We start from the raw sequence: 20,463 nt of genomic DNA, 5'->3' as shown, positions 1-20,463 counted from the left end.
ATGGGCGAGCTGATCCTGATCCGCCACGGCGAGACCGAGTGGTCCCGTTCCGGGCAGCACACGAGCTACACCGACCTGCCGCTCACCGAGGTCGGTGAGCGACAGGCCCGTGCGCTCGTCCCGCTGTTGGCCGACCGGAACATCGTGCTCGCGCTCGTCAGCCCCGCCCTGCGGGCCCGGCGCACCGCGGCGCTCGCCGGTCTCGCCTCGGCCCGCGTCACACCGGAGCTGCGCGAGTGGGACTACGGCGGTTACGAGGGCATCACCACTCGCGAGATCCAGCGCACGCGGCCCCTCTGGAACCTGTGGACCGATGGGGTCGACCCCGGCGCCGAGGAGCACCCGGGGGAGAGCCCGGAGCAGGTCGGGGAGCGGGCCGACTTGGTGCTGGCGGGCGTGCGGTCCGCGCCCGAGCGTACTGGGGAAGGTGACATTGCACTGGTAGCGCACTCGCACTTCCTGCGGGTGCTGACCGCCCGCTACCTCGGGCTGACACCGGCCGAGGGCCGCCTCTTCCAGCTCGCCACCGGTGCCGTGTCCCGGCTCGGTACGGAACACGGCCGGCCGGTCGTCGCGGCGCTGAACCTGGCGCTTCCGGAGAGACTCCAGGAGCGCTGACCGGACAGGGCGGGGACTGGCCCGGCCCGGGGGCGGCACGCGCCGACGGCCGGCGCCCCCGAGGGGCACCGGCCGCCGGCGTGGGACCAGGGGTCAGGACAGCAGTTCCACCTCCGCGAGTTCGGCCGAACCGTCCAGCACCAGCCGGTACTTCGTGAAGTCACCCGGTGTGCTCACCGAGAAGACCCGCGTCTGCTTGTTCCAGGCGAACGACTGGGCGGACCGCTGATCGAGGTCCTTCCACGTCGTGCCGTCCGACGAGCCCTGGAGGACCCAGCCGGCCGGGGCCTTGTCCGCCGCGGACGAGGTCAGTGTGTACTGGAGCGCCTTCGTGGCCGAGGCCACCGGCAGCTCCACCGACTCGACCGTGGCCTTCGTGGCCGAGGTGTTGTCGAAGAGTGCGCCGTCGCCCTTGAGCGCGTCGCCCTTGGGGGTCGGCACCTCGTCGTCCTGGGTGATCGAGACCGGCGCCGCGTTCTTGCCGGTGCCCCAGGCGGAGGGCTTGGCGCCCATGTCGAACTCCAGCACGCCGCCCTTGGCCAGCAGGTCGTGCGGCAGGGAAGTGGACGTCCACTGCTTGCCGTTGACCTTCAAGCCCTGAACGTAGATGTTCGTCGCGCTGTTCTTCGGGGCCTTCACCACGAGCTCCCGGCCGTTCTCCAGGTGCACCGTGGTCTTCGTGAAGAGCGGCGAGCCGATCGCGTACTCGCCACTGCCCATCACCAGCGGGTAGAAGCCGAGCGAGGAGAAGAGGAACCACGCCGACTGCTCGCCGTTGTCCTCGTCACCGTGGTAGCCCTGACCGATCTCGCTGCCCGTGTAGAGGCGGCCGAGGACCTCGCGGACCTTCTCCTGCGTCTTCCACGGCTGCGAGGCCGCGTCGTACATGTACGTGGCGTGGTGGGCGACCTGGTTGCTGTGGCCGTACATGCCCATCCGTACGTCGCGGGCCTCCGTCATCTCGTGGATGACGCCCCCGTACGAGCCGACGAACTCCGGTCCCGCGGTCTCCGGTGTGTCGAAGTACGTGTCCAGCTTCTTGGCGAGGCCCGCGCGACCGCCGTAGAGGTTGGCCAGGCCGCGGCTGTCCTGCGGGGCGGTGAAGGCGTAGCCCCAGCCGTTGGTCTCGGTGTAGTCGTAGCCCCAGACCCGCGGGTCGTACTGGTCCGAGGGGACCCGCCACTCGCCCTTGGCGTTCTTGCCCTGGAAGAAGCCGGCCTTGTCGTCGAAGAGCTTGACGTAGTTGCGGGCGCGGTTCAGGAAGTAGTCGGACTCCTCCTTGTAGCGCTCGTTCTTCGTCTTCTTGTAGAGGGCCTTGCCCATCTGCGCGATGCCGTAGTCGTTGAGGTAGCCCTCCAGCGACCAGGAAAGACCCTCGTGCGTCACCGTGTTCGCGTATCCGGTGAAGGGCGAGGTCTCCATGCCCTTGCGTCCTACGCCGGAGGTCGGCGGGACCACGGTGGCGTTCTTCAGCGCCGCCTCGTACGCCGCTTTCGCGTCGAACTTCACGCCCTTGACGTACGCGTCGGCGAACGCCACGTCCGAACTGGTGCCGGTCATCAGGTCCGCATAACCCGGGGACGACCAGCGGGAGACCCAGCCGCCGTCCTTGTACTGCTGGACGAAGCCGTCCACCATCTCGCCGGCCTTCTTCGGGGTGAGGAAGGAGTAGGCGGGCCACGTCGTCCGGTAGGTGTCCCAGAAGCCGTTGTTGACGTACACCGTGCCGTCGACGATCTTCGCGCCCGTGTGGGTCGGGGTGTCGGGGCCGGTCTGCGGGGAGAAGGGGCTGGCGTACTTGTTCGTGCCGTCGACCTTCTCGAAGCCCGAGTTCGGGTACAGGTACAGCCGGTAGAGGCTGGAGTAGAGCGTGGTCAGCTGGTCCGCGTTGGCCCCTTCGACCTCGACCTTGCCCAGGATGCGGTCCCAGGCGCTCCGCGCCCGGTCCCTGGTCTGTTCGAAGGAGGCCGATTCCGGGAGCTCCATGGCGAGGTTCTGCTTCGCCTGGTCCACGCTGATGAGCGAGGTCGCGAGGCGCAGACCGACCGTACGGTCCTCACCGGCGTCGAAGCGGAAGTACCCGGTGACGTCGGCGCCGCCACCGCCGCTCAGCTTGCCGCTGCCGGTGACCGGCGCGTCGAAGACGCCGTATACGAAGAGCCGGGTGGCTCCGGTCGAGAGGCCGCTCTTCACGTCGGAGAAGCCGGTGAAGGAACCGGTCTTCGCGTCGAGGGTCAGCCCGCCGGCGTTGGAGATGTTGTCGAAGACCATGCTCGCGTCGTCACCGGGGTAGGTGAAGCGCATGCGCGCCGCGTGGTCGGTGGGCGTCATCTCGGCCTTGAGTCCACTGTCAAATGTCACACCGTAGTAGTGCGGCTTCGCCGTCTCGTTCTCGTGGTGGAACGGCAGCGCGCGCGCCGAACGGGAGGCGTCCGGCGTGCCCTCGGCCGCCGACGGCATCATCTGGAAGGTCTGGCGGTCACCCATCCAGGGGCTCGGCTCGTGGCTGGCGCTGAACGCCTGGATCTCGGGCAGGTTGTCCTCGTTGTTGCCCCGGGCGTAGTCGTACAGCCAGCTCGTCGAGCCGGCGTTGGTGACCGGCGTCCAGAAGTTGAAGCCATGGGGGACGGCGGTGGCCGGGATGTTGTTGCCGCGCGAGAACCCGCCGCTGGAGTTCGTGCCGCGTGTGGTCAGCGCGTAGTCCGCCAGGTGGGCCTTGCGCTTCTCCGGGGCCTTCGGGGCGATCGTGATGTCGTCGATCCAGCCCTGGAACTTCGACGGGCCCTTGGGGGAGTCGTACGCCACCAGGACACGGTCGACGGTCTTGCCCGCCGCGACCGTGCCGATGCGCGAGGCGACCTTGTTCCACTGGTTCACGTACAGCCGCTTGGCATCGGCCTGGCCCTGCGGGGTCAGCACGCCGCCGTGGCTGTCGGTCGCCTTGAGGCCGCTGAGGTACGTGCCGTCGGTGAACGCGAGGTCGACCGCGATGTGCGTCGCCGGGTAGTCGAGGTCCGTCTCGCCCATCTGCGGGTAGACGAGATAGGAGAGCTCGGTGTCCTTCGTGACGGCCGTGTCGACGTCGAAGACCTTGTTGTACGAGTAGGCGCGGCCGTCCGGCTTGTGCGTACCGGCGTACCGCAGAGCCTTCTTCCCGCTGAACCCGGCGCCCGACTTCGCGGTGGGGGAGCCGGACGGGCCGCGGTCGGCCTGGCTGCGCATCTCGTCCGGGGTGGGCGCGGAGGTGTCACCGTCGGAGAACTGGACGTCGGCGAGCTGGAGCACGTCCGAAGCGCCGTTGTTCTTCGTGATCTCCAGACGGAAGTGCTGGTAGGCCGCATCGGCCGTGAAATCGTACGACTTGGTCTGGAATCGCTCGGAGAAGGTCTGGCCGGTGCGGGTGTCCAGGTCCTTCCATGTGGTGCCGTCGGTGGAGCCCTTCAGCGTCCAGTCGCTCGGGTCGCGTTCGTCGTGGTCGTTGGCCGAAGTCAGGGCGTATGTCACAACCTTGACCGGTTCAGCCAGGTCGAATTCGACCCATCCGGTCGGTGCGAAGGTCAGCCACTTCGTGCCGGATTCGACATCGACGAGATTCTCTTTCACCTCTCCGCTGCCGGTGTTCTCCCCACTGGCGCGCAGGTCCGTCACCTTGTCGGTGACATTGCCCGGTATTCCGGCGGAGAATCCGCCATCAACACCTGATGACCGGTTCTTTCCGTCGGGCCCCTCTTCGACGGTGTTACGCCAGTCTGGCTGTCTTTCATCCGTTTCGAACGAGGTGCTGAACTCCCGGCCGCTGTCGACCGGCTGGTCCGGAGCGGCGGAGGGCCGGGCGGTGGCGGTGGAAGGAGCGGTCACCACAAGGAGCGAAGCGGCCGCCACCAGGGCGGTCACATGGGCTCTCATATGGACTCTTGTCGCGACTGCATGGACTCTCTTGATACCGGTCTTCCGGATCATCCCGAGCGATTCCTCCCCTGAAAAAGGCGTTGGACAACGTTGTCAAACCCGATTCGCAGGGTCCAGTAGGGAGGTAAGGGCGCAGTGGTGTCAAGGGTGTTGCCGGGGAAACGGTGCTGAAATCAGCCGTCGTGGGGAAATTGATACCTTGCGGCGGCGGCGCGCGGAGTCCGGCGTGATCCGACTGGGGAGAGCGCGGGTAGCGGTGAGGTCTCAACTCGGGAAAGACTGCCGCCCAAACCTGCACTCGATCTTGCTGAGTTGGCGACAAGTGGACTATACCTGTCGGCATCTGCACGGCCGCTTCACACGGCGGTGCACTCGGGGGCACGGGGGACGGTTGCGGGAGACGCCTGGGGCGTTCGAAGCGGTACGTTTCCCCGGCGCCCCCACCGCACACAAGATCCGAAAATCTGTACGACCCAAGCGCAACTGACCGCGGTGGCGGGGCCCTTCGCCTGAGGCGATATCGACGGGTGACCGATACACCGCCTGAGTCCTGGAGAAGGCGAGGACTTGAGCATGGGATCCACCTCCGCCCACAACAATGAGGGCCTTGGCCGTCGTAATCTGATCAAGCGGTCTGCCGCACTCGGTCTGGTCACCATTCCGACGATGAGCTTCCTTTCCGCCTGCGCCACCGGCGGTGGCGGCACCGAAGACAAGGGCACCAAGAAGCCCGAGGGCGAGAAGTCGGCGAAGAACCCGCTCGGTGTCAAGAAGGGCGCCCCGCTGGAGGCGTTCATCTTCAAGGGCGGCCTGGGCGACCAGTACGCCATCGACGCGGAAACCGACTTCAAGGCGACCTACGGCGCCACGGTCAAGCACACCGGCACGCAGCAGGTCGGCCCCAAGCTGACCCCGCGCTTCGCCGGCGGCAACCCCCCGGACGTCATCGACAACTCCGGTGCCGACCACCTGGACATGAACAAGCTGTCCACCCAGGGCCAGCTGCAGGACCTCGGTGTCCTTCTCGACGCGGCGTCGATGGACGACGCGGCCAAGAAGATCCGCGACACCATTCACCCGAGCACGCTCGAAAAGGGCATGCACGGCGACGTCTTCGACGTCCTGTACTACGCCTTCACCATCTACGGCACCTGGTACTCCGAGAAGCTGCTGACGGACAAGGGCTGGGCGTACCCCAAGACCCTCGACGAGATGGTCGCGACCTGCGCGGAGATCAAGAAGGCGGGCATCGCGCCCTGGACGTACGCGGGCAAGTTCCCGTACTACGTCCACTTCAACCTCTTCGCGCAGATCGCCAAGATCGGCGGCATGCCGGGGTGGATCGAGATCGACAACCTCGAGCCGAACGCCTGGGCCAAGAACGACGCGGTCAAGGTCGTCGTCGAGCACTACGAGGAGCTGGCCGCCAAGAAGTACTTCCTGGAGGGCAGCCAGGGCCTGACCCACATCCAGTCGCAGACCGCCTGGAACAAGGGCAAGGCCGTGTTCATCCCGAACGGTTCGTGGGTCGAGAACGAGGCCGCTTCGACCACGCCCAAGGACTTCGGCATGGCCGTCGGCGCGCTCTTCGACGGGGGTGCGGACGACAAGATGCCCGCCGCCTCGCTGCGCGCCGAGCCCAGTGAGCCGTTCATCGTCCCGAGCAAGGGCAAGAACCCGGCGGGCGGCATGGAAATGCTGCGCATCATGCTCTCGAAGAAGCACGCGCAGAACTTCGCCACCAAGGTGAAGTCGCTGACCTGTGTCACCGGCGCCACCGACGGCATGACCCTTTCCCCGGGTCTCGCCTCGGCCAGCAAGGTCTTCGGTGAGGCCGGTAACAACCTCATCAGCCTCCAGCTGCAGGAGTGGTACCCGGCGCTCACCGACGAGAAGATCGGCGGTCTCACGGGCCAGCTCCTCACGGGCGACCTGAAGGCTTCCGACTGGATCAAGAAGACCCAGAAGTACTGCGACGACGTCGCACGGGACAGCTCGGTCAAGAAGTTCAAGCGCACTGCCTGATGTGCCCGCGGACTCGTGAGCCGCGGTTCACGAGTCCGCGGTTCCGATTCCGCACCTGGCAGTAGAAGGCAAACGAGGGGAAGGGCCGGGAAGCACTATGCAACACGGCAAATACCGATTCATAGCGGGCTTCCTGGCCCTGCCTCTGATCATCTACGCGATCTTCGTGCTCTCGCCGTTCGTCCAGGCGTTCCAGATCTCGATGACCGACTGGTCGGGACTGGTCGGCACGTCGAAGTTCGTCGGCCTGGACAACTTCGAGAGGCTCTGGGAGAGCGACGACTTCTGGAACGCGCTGCGGCACAACATCTACATGCTCGTCGCGATCCCGGTCGTCACGCTCGGCATGGGGCTCTTCTTCGCCTTCATGCTCAATGTCGGCGGCCGGCGCAAGAAGAACGAAGTGGTCGGCGGCGTCACAGGATCGAAGTTCTACAAGCTCATCTTCTTCTTCCCGCAGGTCATCTCCATCACGATCATCGCGGTCATCTGGTTCAACATCTACAACCCCGATCCCCAGGACGGCATGCTCAACTCCCTCCTGGGAACGGTGGGTCTCGACAGCCTGCAGAACGCCTGGCTGGGCGAGAAGAGCCTGGCGCTCATCTGCATCAGCGCCGTCATGGTCTGGTCCAATGTCGGTTTCTATGTGGTGCTCTTCTCCGCGGCGATGGCATCCATCCCGCGGGAGATCTACGAGGCGTCCCTGCTCGACGGGGCCAACCGCATCCACACCTTCTTCAGGATCACCCTCCCGCTGCTGTGGGACACCGTTCAGACCGGCTGGGTCTACATGGGCATCATCGCCCTCGACGCGTTCGCCCTGGTCCAGATCATGTCGGTGAACATGGGCGGTCCGGACGGCGCCACGGATGTCATGCCGCTGAGGCTCTACCAGACGGCCTTCCGTGACAGCCAGTTCGGCTACGCCTCGGCGATGGGCGTCGCGATGCTCGTCGTGACCATGACGTTCGCAGTGCTCACCATGCGCTTTGCGCGGCGTGAGCGGATCGAGTTCTAGGGGTACGGGCGGATGACGATCAAGACCGACGAGACACCGAAGCAGGGCGTCATACCCGGCGCGAGGAAGCCGAGCTCCGCCAAGAGCGGCAAAAGCGGCAAGGGCGGCAAGGAGGGAGGCGTACTCAACGTCTTCTCCCACGGCATGCTGGTCGTCTGGGCGCTGATGGTGGGAGTCCCGCTCCTGTGGGTGCTGTGGAGCTCCTTCAAGACCAGTAACGGCATCCTCACCGACCCGTGGGGCCTGCCCAGCAGCCTTCACTGGGAGAACTGGTCCAACGCCTGGAACAAGGCGAACATGGGCCAGTACTTCATCAACACGGTGATCGTCGTGGGCGGTTCGGTCATCGGCACGATGGTGCTGGGCTCGATGGCCGCCTACGTCCTGGCCCGCTTCGAGTTCCCGGGCAACCGCTTCATCTACTACCTGTTCGTGGCCGGCATGTCCTTCCCCGTCTTCATGCTGGTGATCCCGCTCTTCTTCGTCATGCGGGACTTCCCGACCGGGTCGCTGCTCACCACGTACCAGGGCATGATCCTGGTCTACATCGCCTACTCGCTGCCGTTCACCGTCTTCTTCATGACGTCGTTCTTCCGGACGCTGCCGACCTCGGTGGCCGAAGCGGCGATGATCGACGGGGCCTCGCACACCCGGACGTTCTTCCAGGTCATGCTGCCGATGGCCAAGCCCGGCCTGATCAGCATCGGCATCTTCAACTTCCTCGGACAGTGGAACCAGTACCTGCTGCCCATGGTGCTGAACCAGGAGGAGAAGGACTACGTGCTGACCCAGGGCCTCGCGATGATCGCCCTGCAGCAGGGTTACGAGAACGACTGGGGCGCACTGATGGCGGGCATGATGATCGCCATGCTGCCCGTCCTGGTCGTGTACTTCATCTTCCAGCGCCAGGTCCAGGCCGGTCTGACGGCGGGCGCGATGAAGTAGTACGGCACATCCGCTCCGGCAACGCCCGGGTCCAGCTGCTTCAGGCAGCCGGACCCGGGCGTTCCGCGTTCTCCGCCACTGCGCTCAACCGAGGCCCTCCCCGCTCAGGTCTTGACGGGAGGTGGTCCCTAAGACTCTGCTTAGAGTTCACATGTTAGAGAAAACGGCAGGAGTGAGAGAGTCGATGGAGACTCCGGGGTCGCAGACATCTCTGCATCGGGCCAATCTTGAGCGCGTCGTACGGGCCGTACGAATGGCGGGATCGCTCACCCAGGCGGAGATCGCCAGGGGCACCGGCCTTTCCGCGGCCACCGTCTCCAATATCGTTCGCGAGCTGAAGGACAGCGGCACGGTCGAGGTCACCCCGACCTCGGCGGGCGGCCGCAGGGCCCGCAGCGTCTCGCTCAGCGGCGACGCGGGCATCGTGGTCGGCGTGGACTTCGGCCATACGCACCTCAGGGTGGCCGTGGGCAACCTGGCCCACCAGGTGCTGGCCGAGGAGTCCGAGCCGCTGGACGTCGACGCTTCGTCGGCACAGGGCTTCGACCGGGCGGAACAGCTGGTGAACCGGCTGATCGAGGCCACCGGGATCGCTCCGGAGAAGGTGATCGGCGTCGGGCTCGGCGTGCCGGGACCGATCGACGTGGAGTCCGGCACGCTGGGCTCCACCTCGATCCTGCCGGGCTGGACGGGCATCAACCCCAGCGAGGAACTGGCCGGACGCCTCGGCGTGCCGGTGTACGTCGACAACGACGCCAACCTCGGGGCGCTGGGCGAGCTGGTCTGGGGGAGCGGGCGCGGGGTCAAGGATCTCGCGTACATCAAGGTCGCGAGCGGGGTCGGCGCCGGTCTGGTGATCGACGGCTCCATCTACCGGGGCCCGGGCGGCACGGCAGGCGAGATCGGGCACATCACGCTCGACGAGTCGGGCCCCGTGTGCCGCTGCGGCAACCGCGGCTGCCTGGAGACCTTCGCCGCAGCCCGGTACGTCCTGCCCCTGCTCCAGCCCAGCCACGGGCCCGATCTGACCATGGAGCGCGTGGTCCAGCTGGCCCGTGAGGGCGATCCGGGCTGCCGCCGGGTGATCGGGGACGTCGGACGGCACATCGGCAGCGGAGTCGCCAACCTGTGCAACCTGCTGAACCCGAGCCGGGTGGTGCTCGGCGGGTCCCTCGCCGAGGCGGGGGAGCTGGTGCTCGGGCCGATCCGCGACTCGGTCTCCCGGTATGCCATTCCGAGTGCGGCGCGGCAGCTGTCGGTGCTGCCGGGAGCCCTCGGCGGCCGGGCGGAAGTGCTGGGCGCGCTGGCCCTCGTACTCAACGAGATGGGCGATTCGACCCTTTTGGAGAGCACCCTCTCCCCGGCTGCTCCTGCCTTCACTTAGATAACGAATGGCACCGTTGTCATCTCGTTAAGAATTTACTCCTTGACGACGGCCTCGCGGCCGAGTTGACTTCCAGCCACCTCGGCCGCAACGTCGCGGCCTCGTCAGGGAGGTTCGAGAATGAACACGCGTATGCGTCGTGCCGCCGTTGCCGTTGCCGCCACCGCCATGGCTGTCTCGCTTGCCGCTTGCGGCAGCGCCAAGGAGTCCGGCGACAAGACCGAAGACAGTTCGGCGAAGAAGGGCGACGACCTGAAGATAGGTCTGCTCCTTCCGGAGAACCAGACAGCCCGGTACGAGAAGTTCGACAAGCCGCTCATCGAAGAGAAGGTCAGCGAGCTCACCGGTGGCAAGGCGAAGGTCATCTACGCCAACGCCAAGCAGGACGCCACGCTGCAGTCGCAGCAGGTCGAGACCATGATCACCAACAAGGTCGACGCGCTGATCATCGACGCGGTGGACTCCAAGGCCATCGCCAGCGGTGTGAAGAAGGCCAAGGACGCCGGCATCCCCGTCGTCGCCTTCGACCGCCTCGCCGAGGGCCCGATCGACGCCTACACCTCCTTCGACAACGAAGAGGTCGGCCACGTCCAGGGCAAGGCTCTGCTGGAGGCCCTCGGCGACAAGGCCGACGGCGGCACGATCGTGATGATGAACGGCGCGATCACCGACCCGAACGCCGCCCTCTTCAAGAAGGGCGCCAAGGCCGAGCTCGACGGCAAGGTCAAGTACGGCAAGGAGTACGACACCAAGGAGTGGAAGCCGGAGAACGCCAACGCCAACATGGAGGCGGCGATCACGGCTCTCGGCAAGGACAAGATCGTCGGCGTCTACTCCGCCAACGACGGCATGGCTGGCGGCATCATCACCGCCCTCAAGGCCGCCGGTCTCTCCAAGCTCCCGCCGGTCACCGGCCAGGACGCCGAACTCGCCGGTGTGCAGCGCATCGTCGCCGGTGAGCAGTTCATGAGCGTCTACAAGCCGTACGCCCCCGAGGGTGCGGCCGCCGCCGAGATGGCCGTCGCGCTGGCCAAGGGCGAGAAGCTCGACTCGATCGCCACGTCCACGGTCGACAGCCCGACCCAGAAGGCCGTTCCCACCGTCCTGGTCCCGGTCGTCTCGCTGACCCAGGCCAACATCCAGGACACCGTCCTCAAGGACGGCATCTACACGGTCGACGAGATCTGCACGGCCAAGTACAAGGCCGCCTGCGACAAGCTCGGCCTGAAGTAGTCCGTCGAGGGTCCGGCCGCTCCCGGCCGGACCCGCGCGGCAGGCCGGCCACCGTGACCGCACGGTGCGAAGGCCGCCACCCGGCGCAAGTCCGCTGACGTACAAGCGACTTGCGCCCACGAAGCCTGTCCGGTGCCTCGCCCACCAACTGTCCCGCTGCCGGGCGGGGCGCCGGACGGAACACTTCACCGCAGCCTCTGCTGCGCCCTCTTGTTTCTCTTCTGCTCGACCCACCGCGCCTCCCCCCAGGCGCGGCATCCCCGCCGGTCAGGCGGCGAAGGAGATGGTTCACGTGTCCGCTACGCCCGTGTTGGCGTTGCGAGGGGTCTCCAAGCGATTCGGTGCCGTTCAGGCGCTCACCGATGTACAGCTTGAGGTCCACGCCGGCGAGGTGGTCGCCCTCGTCGGCGACAACGGCGCCGGTAAATCAACGCTGGTCAAGACGATTGCCGGTGTGCACCCCATCGATGACGGAGTCATCGAGTGGGAGGGCAACGCCGTCCAGATCAACAAGCCGCACGACGCCCAGAATCTGGGCATCGCGACCGTCTATCAGGACCTCGCGCTGTGCGACAACATCGATGTCGTCGGCAACCTCTACCTCGGCCGGGAACTCCGTAAGTTCGGCGTGCTCAACGAGGTCGAGATGGAGCGCCGCTCCCGCGAGCTCCTCAGCACGCTGTCGATCCGCATCCCCAGCGTCCGTATCCCGATCGCCTCGCTCTCCGGCGGCCAGCGCCAGACCGTGGCCATCGCCCGGTCGATGCTCGGTGAGCCCAAGCTCGTCATCCTCGACGAGCCCACCGCGGCCCTCGGTGTCGAGCAGACCGCCCAGGTCCTCGACCTCGTCGAGCGGCTGCGCGAGCGCGGCCACGCGGTCATCCTCATCAGCCACAACATGGCCGATGTGAAGGCCGTCGCCGACAAGGTGGCGGTGCTCAGGCTGGGCCGTAACAACGGGGTCTTCGACGTGAAGACCACCTCGCAGGAAGAGATCATCTCCGCAATCACCGGCGCCACGGAAAACGCCGTGACCCGACGTGCGGCGCGCAACGCGGAGGTCCAGAAGTGAAGACCGACAAGACGGCCGCCCCCGCCGGCGCCCCCGTGGTGAACCCGGACGCCGCCAAGGGCGCGGCCACCGCGGTCGACCCCCGGCTCCTCGTACGCGAGCAGGGCCTCGGCGGATACCTCACCGAGTTCAAACGCAAGATGAGCGCGGGTGACCTCGGCTCGATCCCCGTGATCATCGGCCTGGTCATCATCTGCGTGGTCTTCCAGAGCCTGAACTCGGAGTTCCTCTCCGCGAAGAACCTCAGCGACATCGCCGTCGCGATGGTCGCCACCGGCATGATGGCCGTCGGCATCATCTTCGTGCTGCTGCTCGGTGAGATCGACCTGTCGGTCGGCTCGGTCAGCGGCGTCTCCGGCGCACTCGTGGCCGTGCTGAGCGTCACCCAGGGCATGAACGAGTGGCTGGCCGTCGTCATCGCGATCGCCAGCGGCGCGGCCATCGGCGCGATCCACGGCTTCTTCTTCGCCCGGATAGGTGCGCCCGCCTTCGCCGTCACCCTCGCCGGCCTGCTGTTCTGGCTGGGCTTCATGCTCCAGCTCCTCGGCGACACCGGCACGATCAACCTGGACGGCGACGGCGTCGTCGGTCACCTCACCACGTACTACTTCGCCGATGTCGCGGCCGCGTACGGCCTCGCCGCGGTCGCCGTCGTGGGCTACTTCCTCTCCGCGTTCCTGGACAGCCGCCGCCGCGAGGCGGCGGGCATCCCGGCCCGGCCGCTCACCGACATCGTGGTGCGCACCGTCGTGCTCGCGGTGTTCGCCTTCGCCGCCGCGATCATGTTCAACCAGTACCGGGGCCTGCCCCTGGCCCTGGTCCTCTTCCTCGTGGTCCTGGTGGCGACGGACTTCGTCCTGCGCCGCACGGCGTACGGCCGGAAGATCTTCGCGCTCGGCGGCAGCGTCGAGGCGTCCCGCCGCGCGGGCATCAACGTCACGGCGATCCGGGTCTCGGTCTTCGCCATCGCGGGTACGTTCGCGGCGATCGGCGGTCTGTTCTGGGCCTCCAAGATCGCGGCGGTCAACCAGGGCTCCGGCACCGGCGACCTGCTGATGAACGTCATCGCGGCGGCCGTCATCGGTGGCACCAGCCTCTTCGGCGGACGCGGCAGGACCTGGAACGCGCTGCTCGGCGTCATGGTCATCGTCTCGATCCAGTACGGCCTGTCCCTGGAGGGCATCGCCACCCCGATCAACTACATGATCACCGGTGGCGTCCTCCTCATCACGGTCGTCATCGACTCCGTCACACGCAAGACGCAGAAGTCGGCCGGTCGCGCCTGACCGCTCGACCACGCACCTGCCCGGCATCCTCCGAGGTGCCGGGCTCGTGCGTGTCCGCGTTTCCCTGTTGTGCACGGGTGTGCCATGTCATACGTCACCCGATCGCATGACACGGAACGCACCGCCCGCTGACGGCGCACGCGGGCGGAACATTAGACTCGTCGGATCGGCACGCTCGACCAGCTCAAACGCAAGGAGGCACGGGTGGATCTGCTGACCCGCATCGGGGGACCGCGCGACCTGGACCGGCTCAGCCTTGAGCAGCTGGAGCAGCTCGCCGGGGAGATCCGTACGTTCCTCGTCGACGCGGTATCCAAGACCGGCGGCCACCTCGGCCCCAACCTGGGTGTGGTCGAACTGACCATCGCCCTGCACCGGGTGTTCGAGTCGCCACGGGACAAGGTCCTCTTCGACACCGGCCACCAGAGCTATGTGCACAAGCTGCTCACCGGCCGCCAGGACTTCTCGAAGCTCAAGAGCAAGGGCGGCCTCTCCGGCTACCCCTCCCGGGCCGAGTCCGAGCACGACATCATCGAGAACTCGCATGCCTCGACCGTGCTCGGCTGGGCCGACGGCCTCGCCAAGGCCAATGAGGTACTGGAGAAGGACGACCACGTCGTCGCGGTCATCGGAGACGGTGCGCTCACCGGCGGAATGGCCTGGGAGGCGCTGAACAACATCGCCGCCGCCAAGGACCGCCCCCTCGTCATCGTCGTCAACGACAACGAGCGCTCGTACGCCCCGACCATCGGCGGCCTCGCGAACCACCTCGCCACCCTCCGCACGACGGACGGGTACGAGCGGTTCCTGGCCCGCGGCAAGGACCTCCTGGAGCGCACTCCCGTCGTCGGGAGGCCGCTGTACGAGACTCTGCACGGCGCCAAGAAGGGCCTCAAGGACTTCATCGCCCCCCAGGGCATGTTCGAGGACCTCGGCCTGAAGTACGTCGGACCGATCGACGGCCACGACATCGAGGCCCTGGAGTCCGCGCTGCAGCGGGCCAAGCGCTTCGGCGGCCCCGTCATCGTCCACTGCCTCACGGAGAAGGGCCGCGGCTACACCCCGGCCCTCCAGGACGAGGCGGACCGCTTCCACGCGGTCGGCAAGATCCACCCGGACACCGGACTGCCGATCTCCACCTCCGGCCTCGACTGGACCTCGGTCTTCGGCGAGGAGATGGTCAAGCTCGGCAAGGAGCGCAAGGACATCGTCGCGATCACCGCGGCCATGCTCCAGCCGGTCGGACTCGGCAAGTTCGAGGAGGCCTTCCCGGACCGGATCTACGACGTCGGCATCGCCGAGCAGCACGGCGCGGTTTCCGCGGCCGGCCTCGCCACCGGCGGACTGCACCCGGTCTTCGCGGTCTACGCGACCTTCCTCAACCGTGCCTTCGACCAGGTCCTGATGGATGTCGCCCTGCACAAGTGCGGGGTCACCTTCGTCCTGGACCGCGCCGGAGTCACCGGTACGGACGGCGCCTCGCACAACGGCATGTGGGACATGTCGATCCTCCAGTGCGTGCCGACCCTGCGGATCGCCGCCCCGCGCGACGCCGACCAGGTCCGTGCCCAGCTGCGCGAGGCCGTCGACGTCGACGACGCACCCACCGTGGTGCGCTTCTCCAAGGGCGCGGTCGGCCCGGCGGTCACGGCCGTCGGCAGGGTCGGCGGTATGGACGTCCTGCGCGAGGCCGGCACCAAGCGGCCCGACGTGCTGCTGGTGTCCATCGGAGCGCTCGCCCCGATGTGCCTGGAGATCGCCGCGCTGCTGGAGGCCCAGGGCATCTCCACCACGGTGGTCGACCCCCGCTGGGTCAAGCCCGTCGACGAGGCCATGGCCCCGCTCGCCGAGCAGCACCGGGTCGTCGTCACCGTCGAGGACAACAGCCGCGCCGGCGGTGTCGGCTCCGCCGTCGCCCAGGCGCTGCGCGACGCCGGCGTCGACGTACCGCTGCGGGACTTCGGTATCCCGCCGGTCTTCCTCGACCATGCCTCGCGCAAGGAGGTCATGGCCGAGATCGGGCTGACCGCCCCGGACATCGCCCGTCAGGTCACCGGTCTGGTGGCCAAGCTCGACGGCCGGTACGAGAGCCGGGACGCCGAGCCGCGTTCGGTGGAGCCCGCTCGCGACTGATCGCACCACCGCGTCACCCGTCTGCGCCCCTCGGTCCCACCGGACCGGGGGGCGCAGACGTGTCCCGTGTTCCGGGCCCTACGGAGGCGCCAGGGGCTCCCGTCTACTCCGTACGGCCCAGTGGTCTTCGCTCTCCCGGGCCCCATCGGGTGAATCGCCCCGCGCGACCGCCCGCATGCCGCGCGCCCTCTCGATCATGGCCGTGATTCGGGAATCGCGAGGGCCCCGGCGACGGACGAGACGAACGATCACGGAGGCAGACCGGTGAGCACAATGTTCCGGACGAAAACGGTCGAACAGTCGATCAGGGACACGGAGGAACCGGAGCACAAACTCAGGAAATCGCTCTCGGCACTGGACCTGACGGTCTTCGGTGTCGGAGTCATCATCGGCACCGGCATCTTCGTCCTCACGGGCAAGGTCGCCAAGGAGACGGCGGGCCCCGCCACCGCACTCGCCTTCGTCGCCGCGGGCATCGTCTGCGCGCTGGCCGCGCTCTGTTACGCGGAGTTCGCCTCCACCGTCCCGGTGGCCGGGTCCGCGTACACCTTCTCGTACGCCTCACTCGGCGAACTGGTCGCCTGGACCATCGGCTGGGACCTGATCCTGGAATTCACGCTGGGCACGGCCGTGGTGGCGGTCGGCTGGTCCGGCTACGTCCGCTCGCTGATGGACAACGTCGGCTGGACCATGCCCGAAGCACTCTCGGGGCCCGATGTGGCCGACGGGTTCGGCTTCGACATCCTGGCCTTCGCGCTGGTCCTGGTGCTCACGGTCATCCTGGTGCTCGGCATGAAGCTGTCCGCACGCGTCACCGCGGTCGTCGTCGCCATCAAGGTGACGGTGGTCCTGATCGTGATCATCGCGGGCTCCTTCTTCATCGAGACCGACAACTACTCGCCGTTCATCCCCGACGCCGTGGAGCAGCCCGCCGGTGCGGGCCTGGACGCACCGCTGGTCCAGCTGATGTTCGGTTACGAACCCACGAACTTCGGCATCATGGGCATCTTCACCGCCGCCTCCGTCGTCTTCTTCGCCTTCATCGGCTTCGACGTCGTGGCCACCGCCGCCGAGGAGACCAAGATCCCACAGCGGGACATGCCGCGCGGCATCCTGGGCTCGCTCCTGATCTGCACCGTGCTCTACGTCGCCGTGTCCATCGTCGTCACCGGCATGCAGCACTACAGCGAGCTGTCGGTGAGCGCCCCGCTCGCCGACGCGTTCAAGGCCGCCGGGCACCCCTTCTACGCCGGTGTCATCAGCTTCGGCGCCGCGGTCGGCCTCACGACCGTCTGCATGATCCTGCTGCTCGGGCAGACCCGGGTGTTCTTCGCGATGAGCCGGGACGGGCTGCTTCCGCGGTTCTTCTCCGTGACGCACCCGCGGTTCGGCACGCCGTACCGGCCGACCATCCTGCTCGGGGTGATCATCGCGATCATCGCGGGCTTCACGAGCATCAACGAACTGGCGACGCTGGTGAACATCGGCACGCTCTTCGCGTTCGTCGTCGTCGCGCTGGGCGTGATCGTCCTGCGCCGCACCCGGCCCGATCTGCACCGCGCCTTCCGCACCCCCTGGGTCCCGTTCATCCCGATTCTCTCGGTGGCCGCCTCGGTCTGGCTGATGCTCAACCTGCCGGCCGAGACCTGGGTGCGGTTCGGGGTCTGGATGGTGATCGGTATCGCCATCTACTTCGTGTACGGGCAGAAGCACAGTCGCGTGAACGACAACGGGGAGCGCAAGCCGGTCAGTTGAGCCGCGGCGGTGGCGTGGGGCGTACCGTACGCGGCCCCACGCACCGCGCCCCGTGCGCCTCGGCCCGCTGCCGCAGCCCCCGGTCCGCCGTGACCACGACACAGAGGCGGCCCGGTGTCCGGGCCGCCTCCGTCGCTACAAGTCCGGCGATCAGGTCGTCTCCGCTGCCGGGCGCCGTCTCCACCCGTACCCCGGGCACCGGACCGACGCCCCGCGCCGCCCCTTCGACGACCAGCACCAGCTCGACGGGGCCGGGGACCGAGGTCAGGCCGTCCGCGGCGTACGGGACGAGACGAGTCCCGCAGCCGCTCGGCCGCCCCTTGCCGGTTCCGCCACCAGCCGCCCCCACAGTCTTCGGCGTGGGAGGTGCCCCCTGACCGACCCCACCACATTGGCGGCGTCGACGATCACCAGCGGCAGCGACTTCCCGGTCGGCGTCTCTTCGGTCGGCGTCTTCTCGGTCGGCATCCCGGCAGAGTGCCACGGGCCGACGCCGCCCACGGTCCGTCAGCCGCCGGTGGCGGGGGACTTCTTCGCGGACTCCGGAATCGTCGTGTCCGCGCGGATCGCCTTCCAGAGCGTGCCGGCCTGCGGCTCGGACGCCACGACCCGGTTGGGGTCCTGCTTGTCGTACGCGACCGGCAGCATGATCGTTTCCATCGACGACGGGTCGACGCCGTTCATCGAACGCGCGAAGTCGCTGAGCGACTTGAGCGAGGCGAGCCCCTCGTCGGTCGTCAGCGACTTGGTGGCGGAACTGGCGATCTTGTACGTCGTCGTCGGGCTGCCCAGCAGGTCCTGCGACTTGATCTCGCTCAGCAGCGCCATCATGAACTGCTGCTGGAGCCCGATGCGCCCGAGGTCGCTGCCGTCACCGATGCCGTGCCGCGTACGGACGTAGGCGAGCGACTCGGTGCCGTTGAGCTTGTGCGGACCGGCGGTGAGGTTCAGCCCGGACGCCTTGTCGTTGATGTCCTGGGGGACATCGACCGTGACGCCTCCGATGGCGTCGACCAGGTCCTTGAACCCGGCGAAGTTGATCTCCAGATAGTGGTCGATCCGGACGCCGGACATCTTCTCGACGGTCTTGACCACACAGGCCGGACCGGCCAGCGAGTACACGGAGTTGAACATCACGCGGTTCGCGGAGGACATCGTCGAACCGTCGGACTTGGTGCACTCGGGCCGGGTCACCAGGGTGTCGCGCGGGATGGACACGGCGACGGCCTTCGTACGGCCCTCGGGTATGTGCACCACCATCGCGGTGTCGGACCGCGCTCCGCTGACGTTGCCGCCCCCACCCAGCTCCTTGTTCTCGGAACCGGCCCGCGAGTCCGAACCCAGAACGAGCAGGTTCTGACCCGTCGTCGGAAGCTTCTCGGGACGGTCCTCACCGAGAGCCTTGTTGATGTCGACGGCCTTGATGTTGCCGTCGAGGCTGCTGTACATCCAGTAGAGGGTGCCGCCGCCGGCGAGCAGGAGCACGAGGAAGATCCCGAGGGCGATCTTGAGGCCGCGACGGGGCTTGCGGTCCTTCTTGCGTCCTCGCGTGGCGCGGTCCCCTCGCCGTGAGGCGCGCGGGCCCGGGGGCATGGCGTCGTGGCTCATCCTGCTCAAGTCCCTTGTTCTCGTGGCCCGGAAGGGCGGGGTGGAGTGGGGGACTCGGGTGGGGCCGGTCCACGCATGTGGGGGGCTGAGCGTGCACTATAGACATATTTTCGAATGTTGTGTAATTTTTCGCGCAATCTTCGTTTCCGGCATCCGATTGTTATCCATGTCGTGATGCCGGCTTGGATTCTGCGACCACGTCGCCGCGCTGGGGGAGCGCTGATCCCCCGGCCGAACGCAGATTCTATGATGGGTGAGTTCGGCCTGCCGCATGCCGCAACGCCAAGGCGTTGTCCGGAGCGGGGCCGAGGAACTTCTGGGAAGGACGACCTCACGTCATGCCGGTCAGATCCAAGCGCGCTGCCCGGAGAGGGGCCCCCCTTCCGGGTGCCGAAGACCACGACGCACGCACACATCACGCGGCCCGGGCGACGGCCGGCGGCCGGTGGCTCGTCCTCGGCAAGGACGGCAGGCTCACCGCCTACGGGATCGCCGCACAGGGGCTTCTCCGCTGGACGGAGGAGCACCCGGGCGGGCCCCGGTGGACCGGCCCCGAGCTCATTCCGGTGCCGCATCTGACCCATCTGTCGGTGGCTCAGGGTGCCGACGGCTTCGTGCACTTCGTCGGCCGCCGCGCCGTACCCAAGGACGACGGTTCCGCCGTCGACCTGGTGAGCGCCACACAGTTCCAGTCCGGCCGCCCCGTCACCGAGTGGCGTTCCTTCGGCAACCAGCACAAAGAGCCCGAGAAGGCGGTGCGCTTCGGCGTACCGACAGCCGCGGTGGGTGCGTCGGGAACGCTCCACGTCGTCGTACGGAACGCCAACGGCAGTCTCGTCCTGCGGCGCGAGACGGCGGGCGGCAAGTGGCAGGGGTGGCAGGACCTGAAGGTCGGGCGGCTCAGGGACGGAGCGGCCGTGGCCGTCACCACGTCCGGCCGCGTCGAGGTGGTGGCCCCCGGCGAGGGGCTGGCGATGCGCTGGAGCCAGAGCGAGCCCGACGGTGCCTTCCACCGTGACCAGGACATTCCCTTCGGGCACACCCCGGGCAGCGCCGTCGCGCTGGAGACCGCGCAGGAGCGGGTGACGTACTACTGGATGGACGAGGCCACAGGGGGCGTCGTGGCGTACCGTCCGGGCACCTGGGCCATTCCGCTGGGTGGATCGGCGTCGAACGTCCCGGTGGCCGCCCTGCGCGCCGTGCTGGACGGCTACGACTGCACGGTGCTGGCCCACCGGGGACACGACGGCCAGGTCATGCTGACGGCCTGCGGTACGGAGAACGAGGGCGGCGGCGTGTGGTGGTCGCCCACCGGCGAGCACTGCGCGGGCGGTCCCGCGCTGGCGCACGACGCGTACGGGCGGGTGGTGCTCGCTGTGATCGGCGACGACGGTGCCCTGCACATCGCACGCCAGAACCGCGAGCCCGGTCTGGCGCTGGAGCCCTCCGTACGCGTGTGAACCGACGACGGCGG

Annotated in this window: 13 protein-coding genes and 1 pseudogene; 11 read left to right on the top strand and 3 right to left on the bottom strand. The window is 67.6% G+C overall.

The features are described 5' to 3' along the window. On the top strand, positions 1-618 hold the full coding sequence (locus tag ACFT7S_RS01920) for a histidine phosphatase family protein (RefSeq protein WP_382725567.1): 618 nt from the start codon (positions 1-3) through the stop codon (positions 616-618). A 93-nt stretch (positions 619-711) separates the two neighbouring features. Here the strand turns inward: ACFT7S_RS01920 and ACFT7S_RS01915 are convergent, their stop codons facing one another. Continuing rightward, entirely contained in the window at positions 712-4,524 is a 3,813-nt protein-coding gene (locus ACFT7S_RS01915) for a GH92 family glycosyl hydrolase (RefSeq protein ID WP_382725564.1), read from the bottom strand. A 576-nt stretch (positions 4,525-5,100) separates the two neighbouring features. Here ACFT7S_RS01915 and ngcE point away from each other — a divergent pair. From ngcE to ACFT7S_RS01870, 9 genes are all read left to right on the top strand, one after another. Next, entirely contained in the window at positions 5,101-6,552 is a 1,452-nt protein-coding gene (gene ngcE, locus ACFT7S_RS01910) for an N-acetylglucosamine/diacetylchitobiose ABC transporter substrate-binding protein (RefSeq protein ID WP_382725560.1), read from the top strand. A 97-nt stretch (positions 6,553-6,649) separates the two neighbouring features. After that, positions 6,650-7,573 (top strand): carbohydrate ABC transporter permease, encoded by a 924-nt coding sequence (locus tag ACFT7S_RS01905; RefSeq protein ID WP_382725558.1) that lies wholly within the window; start codon positions 6,650-6,652, stop codon positions 7,571-7,573. Between the two features lie 18 nt (positions 7,574-7,591). Further along, positions 7,592-8,518: a carbohydrate ABC transporter permease gene (locus ACFT7S_RS01900; protein WP_382725899.1), complete on the top strand. Its 927-nt coding sequence runs from the start codon at positions 7,592-7,594 to the stop codon at positions 8,516-8,518. Positions 8,519-8,702: 184 nt separating this feature from the next. Next, positions 8,703-9,902 carry an ROK family protein gene (locus ACFT7S_RS01895; RefSeq protein ID WP_382725555.1) on the top strand — a complete coding sequence of 400 codons (1,200 nt, stop codon included), beginning with the start codon at positions 8,703-8,705 and terminating at the stop codon, positions 9,900-9,902. A 120-nt stretch (positions 9,903-10,022) separates the two neighbouring features. Next, positions 10,023-11,135 carry a substrate-binding domain-containing protein gene (locus ACFT7S_RS01890; RefSeq protein ID WP_382725553.1) on the top strand — a complete coding sequence of 371 codons (1,113 nt, stop codon included), beginning with the start codon at positions 10,023-10,025 and terminating at the stop codon, positions 11,133-11,135. Between the two features lie 283 nt (positions 11,136-11,418). After that, positions 11,419-12,207: an ATP-binding cassette domain-containing protein gene (locus ACFT7S_RS01885; RefSeq protein ID WP_382725550.1), complete on the top strand. Its 789-nt coding sequence runs from the start codon at positions 11,419-11,421 to the stop codon at positions 12,205-12,207. Further along, positions 12,204-13,493: a sugar ABC transporter permease gene (locus tag ACFT7S_RS01880; protein WP_382725547.1), complete on the top strand. Its 1,290-nt coding sequence runs from the start codon at positions 12,204-12,206 to the stop codon at positions 13,491-13,493. The genes ACFT7S_RS01885 and ACFT7S_RS01880 overlap by 4 nt, the downstream gene beginning before the upstream one ends. Before the next feature lie 204 nt (positions 13,494-13,697). After that, a complete protein-coding gene (gene dxs / locus ACFT7S_RS01875) occupies positions 13,698-15,626 on the top strand; it encodes a 1-deoxy-D-xylulose-5-phosphate synthase (RefSeq protein WP_382725544.1) in 1,929 nt (642 codons plus the stop codon). A gap of 273 nt (positions 15,627-15,899) precedes the next feature. After that, complete coding sequence (locus ACFT7S_RS01870) at positions 15,900-17,381, top strand: amino acid permease (RefSeq protein ID WP_382725897.1); 1,482 nt, start codon at positions 15,900-15,902, stop codon at positions 17,379-17,381. Here the strand turns inward: ACFT7S_RS01870 and ACFT7S_RS01865 are convergent. Together ACFT7S_RS01865 and ACFT7S_RS01860 are read right to left on the bottom strand one after the other, a co-directional pair. Beyond that, positions 17,374-17,849, bottom strand: a pseudogene (locus ACFT7S_RS01865) (NTP pyrophosphohydrolase). The gene ACFT7S_RS01870 and the pseudogene ACFT7S_RS01865 overlap by 8 nt on opposite strands. A gap of 39 nt (positions 17,850-17,888) precedes the next feature. Beyond that, positions 17,889-18,989, bottom strand: coding sequence for an LCP family protein (locus ACFT7S_RS01860; RefSeq protein ID WP_382725541.1), 1,101 nt, complete (start codon positions 18,987-18,989; stop codon positions 17,889-17,891). A gap of 338 nt (positions 18,990-19,327) precedes the next feature. On the opposite strand from ACFT7S_RS01860, the gene ACFT7S_RS01855 reads away from it, so the two are divergent. Continuing rightward, the gene (locus tag ACFT7S_RS01855; protein ID WP_382725538.1) at positions 19,328-20,449 is read left to right on the top strand and encodes a hypothetical protein; all 1,122 of its coding nucleotides are present in this window, start codon (positions 19,328-19,330) and stop codon (positions 20,447-20,449) included. Positions 20,450-20,463: the final 14 nt, after the last annotated feature.

Source organism: Streptomyces sp. NPDC057136 (genome assembly GCF_042670885.1).
In the GTDB taxonomy this organism is placed as follows: domain Bacteria; phylum Actinomycetota; class Actinomycetes; order Streptomycetales; family Streptomycetaceae; genus Streptomyces.
Note: the sequence above shows the minus strand (reverse complement) of the source record. Positions and strands in the feature narration are given on the sequence as shown.

Bases quoted from the DNA above. Each gene is read 5' to 3' on its own strand.
- ACFT7S_RS01885 (WP_382725550.1), top strand. From the start codon at position 11,419: ATGGTTCACGTGTCCGCTACGCCCGTGTTGGCGTTGCGAGGGGTCTCC.
- ACFT7S_RS01860 (WP_382725541.1), bottom strand. From the start codon at position 18,989: ATGAGCCACGACGCCATGCCCCCGGGCCCGCGCGCCTCACGGCGAGGG.
- ngcE (WP_382725560.1), top strand. From the start codon at position 5,101: ATGGGATCCACCTCCGCCCACAACAATGAGGGCCTTGGCCGTCGTAAT.
- ACFT7S_RS01920 (WP_382725567.1), top strand. From the start codon at position 1: ATGGGCGAGCTGATCCTGATCCGCCACGGCGAGACCGAGTGGTCCCGT.
- ACFT7S_RS01890 (WP_382725553.1), top strand. From the start codon at position 10,023: ATGAACACGCGTATGCGTCGTGCCGCCGTTGCCGTTGCCGCCACCGCC.
- ACFT7S_RS01870 (WP_382725897.1), top strand. From the start codon at position 15,900: ATGTTCCGGACGAAAACGGTCGAACAGTCGATCAGGGACACGGAGGAA.
- ACFT7S_RS01855 (WP_382725538.1), top strand. From the start codon at position 19,328: ATGCCGGTCAGATCCAAGCGCGCTGCCCGGAGAGGGGCCCCCCTTCCG.
- ACFT7S_RS01905 (WP_382725558.1), top strand. From the start codon at position 6,650: ATGCAACACGGCAAATACCGATTCATAGCGGGCTTCCTGGCCCTGCCT.
- ACFT7S_RS01915 (WP_382725564.1), bottom strand. From the start codon at position 4,524: ATGAGAGCCCATGTGACCGCCCTGGTGGCGGCCGCTTCGCTCCTTGTG.
- ACFT7S_RS01895 (WP_382725555.1), top strand. From the start codon at position 8,703: ATGGAGACTCCGGGGTCGCAGACATCTCTGCATCGGGCCAATCTTGAG.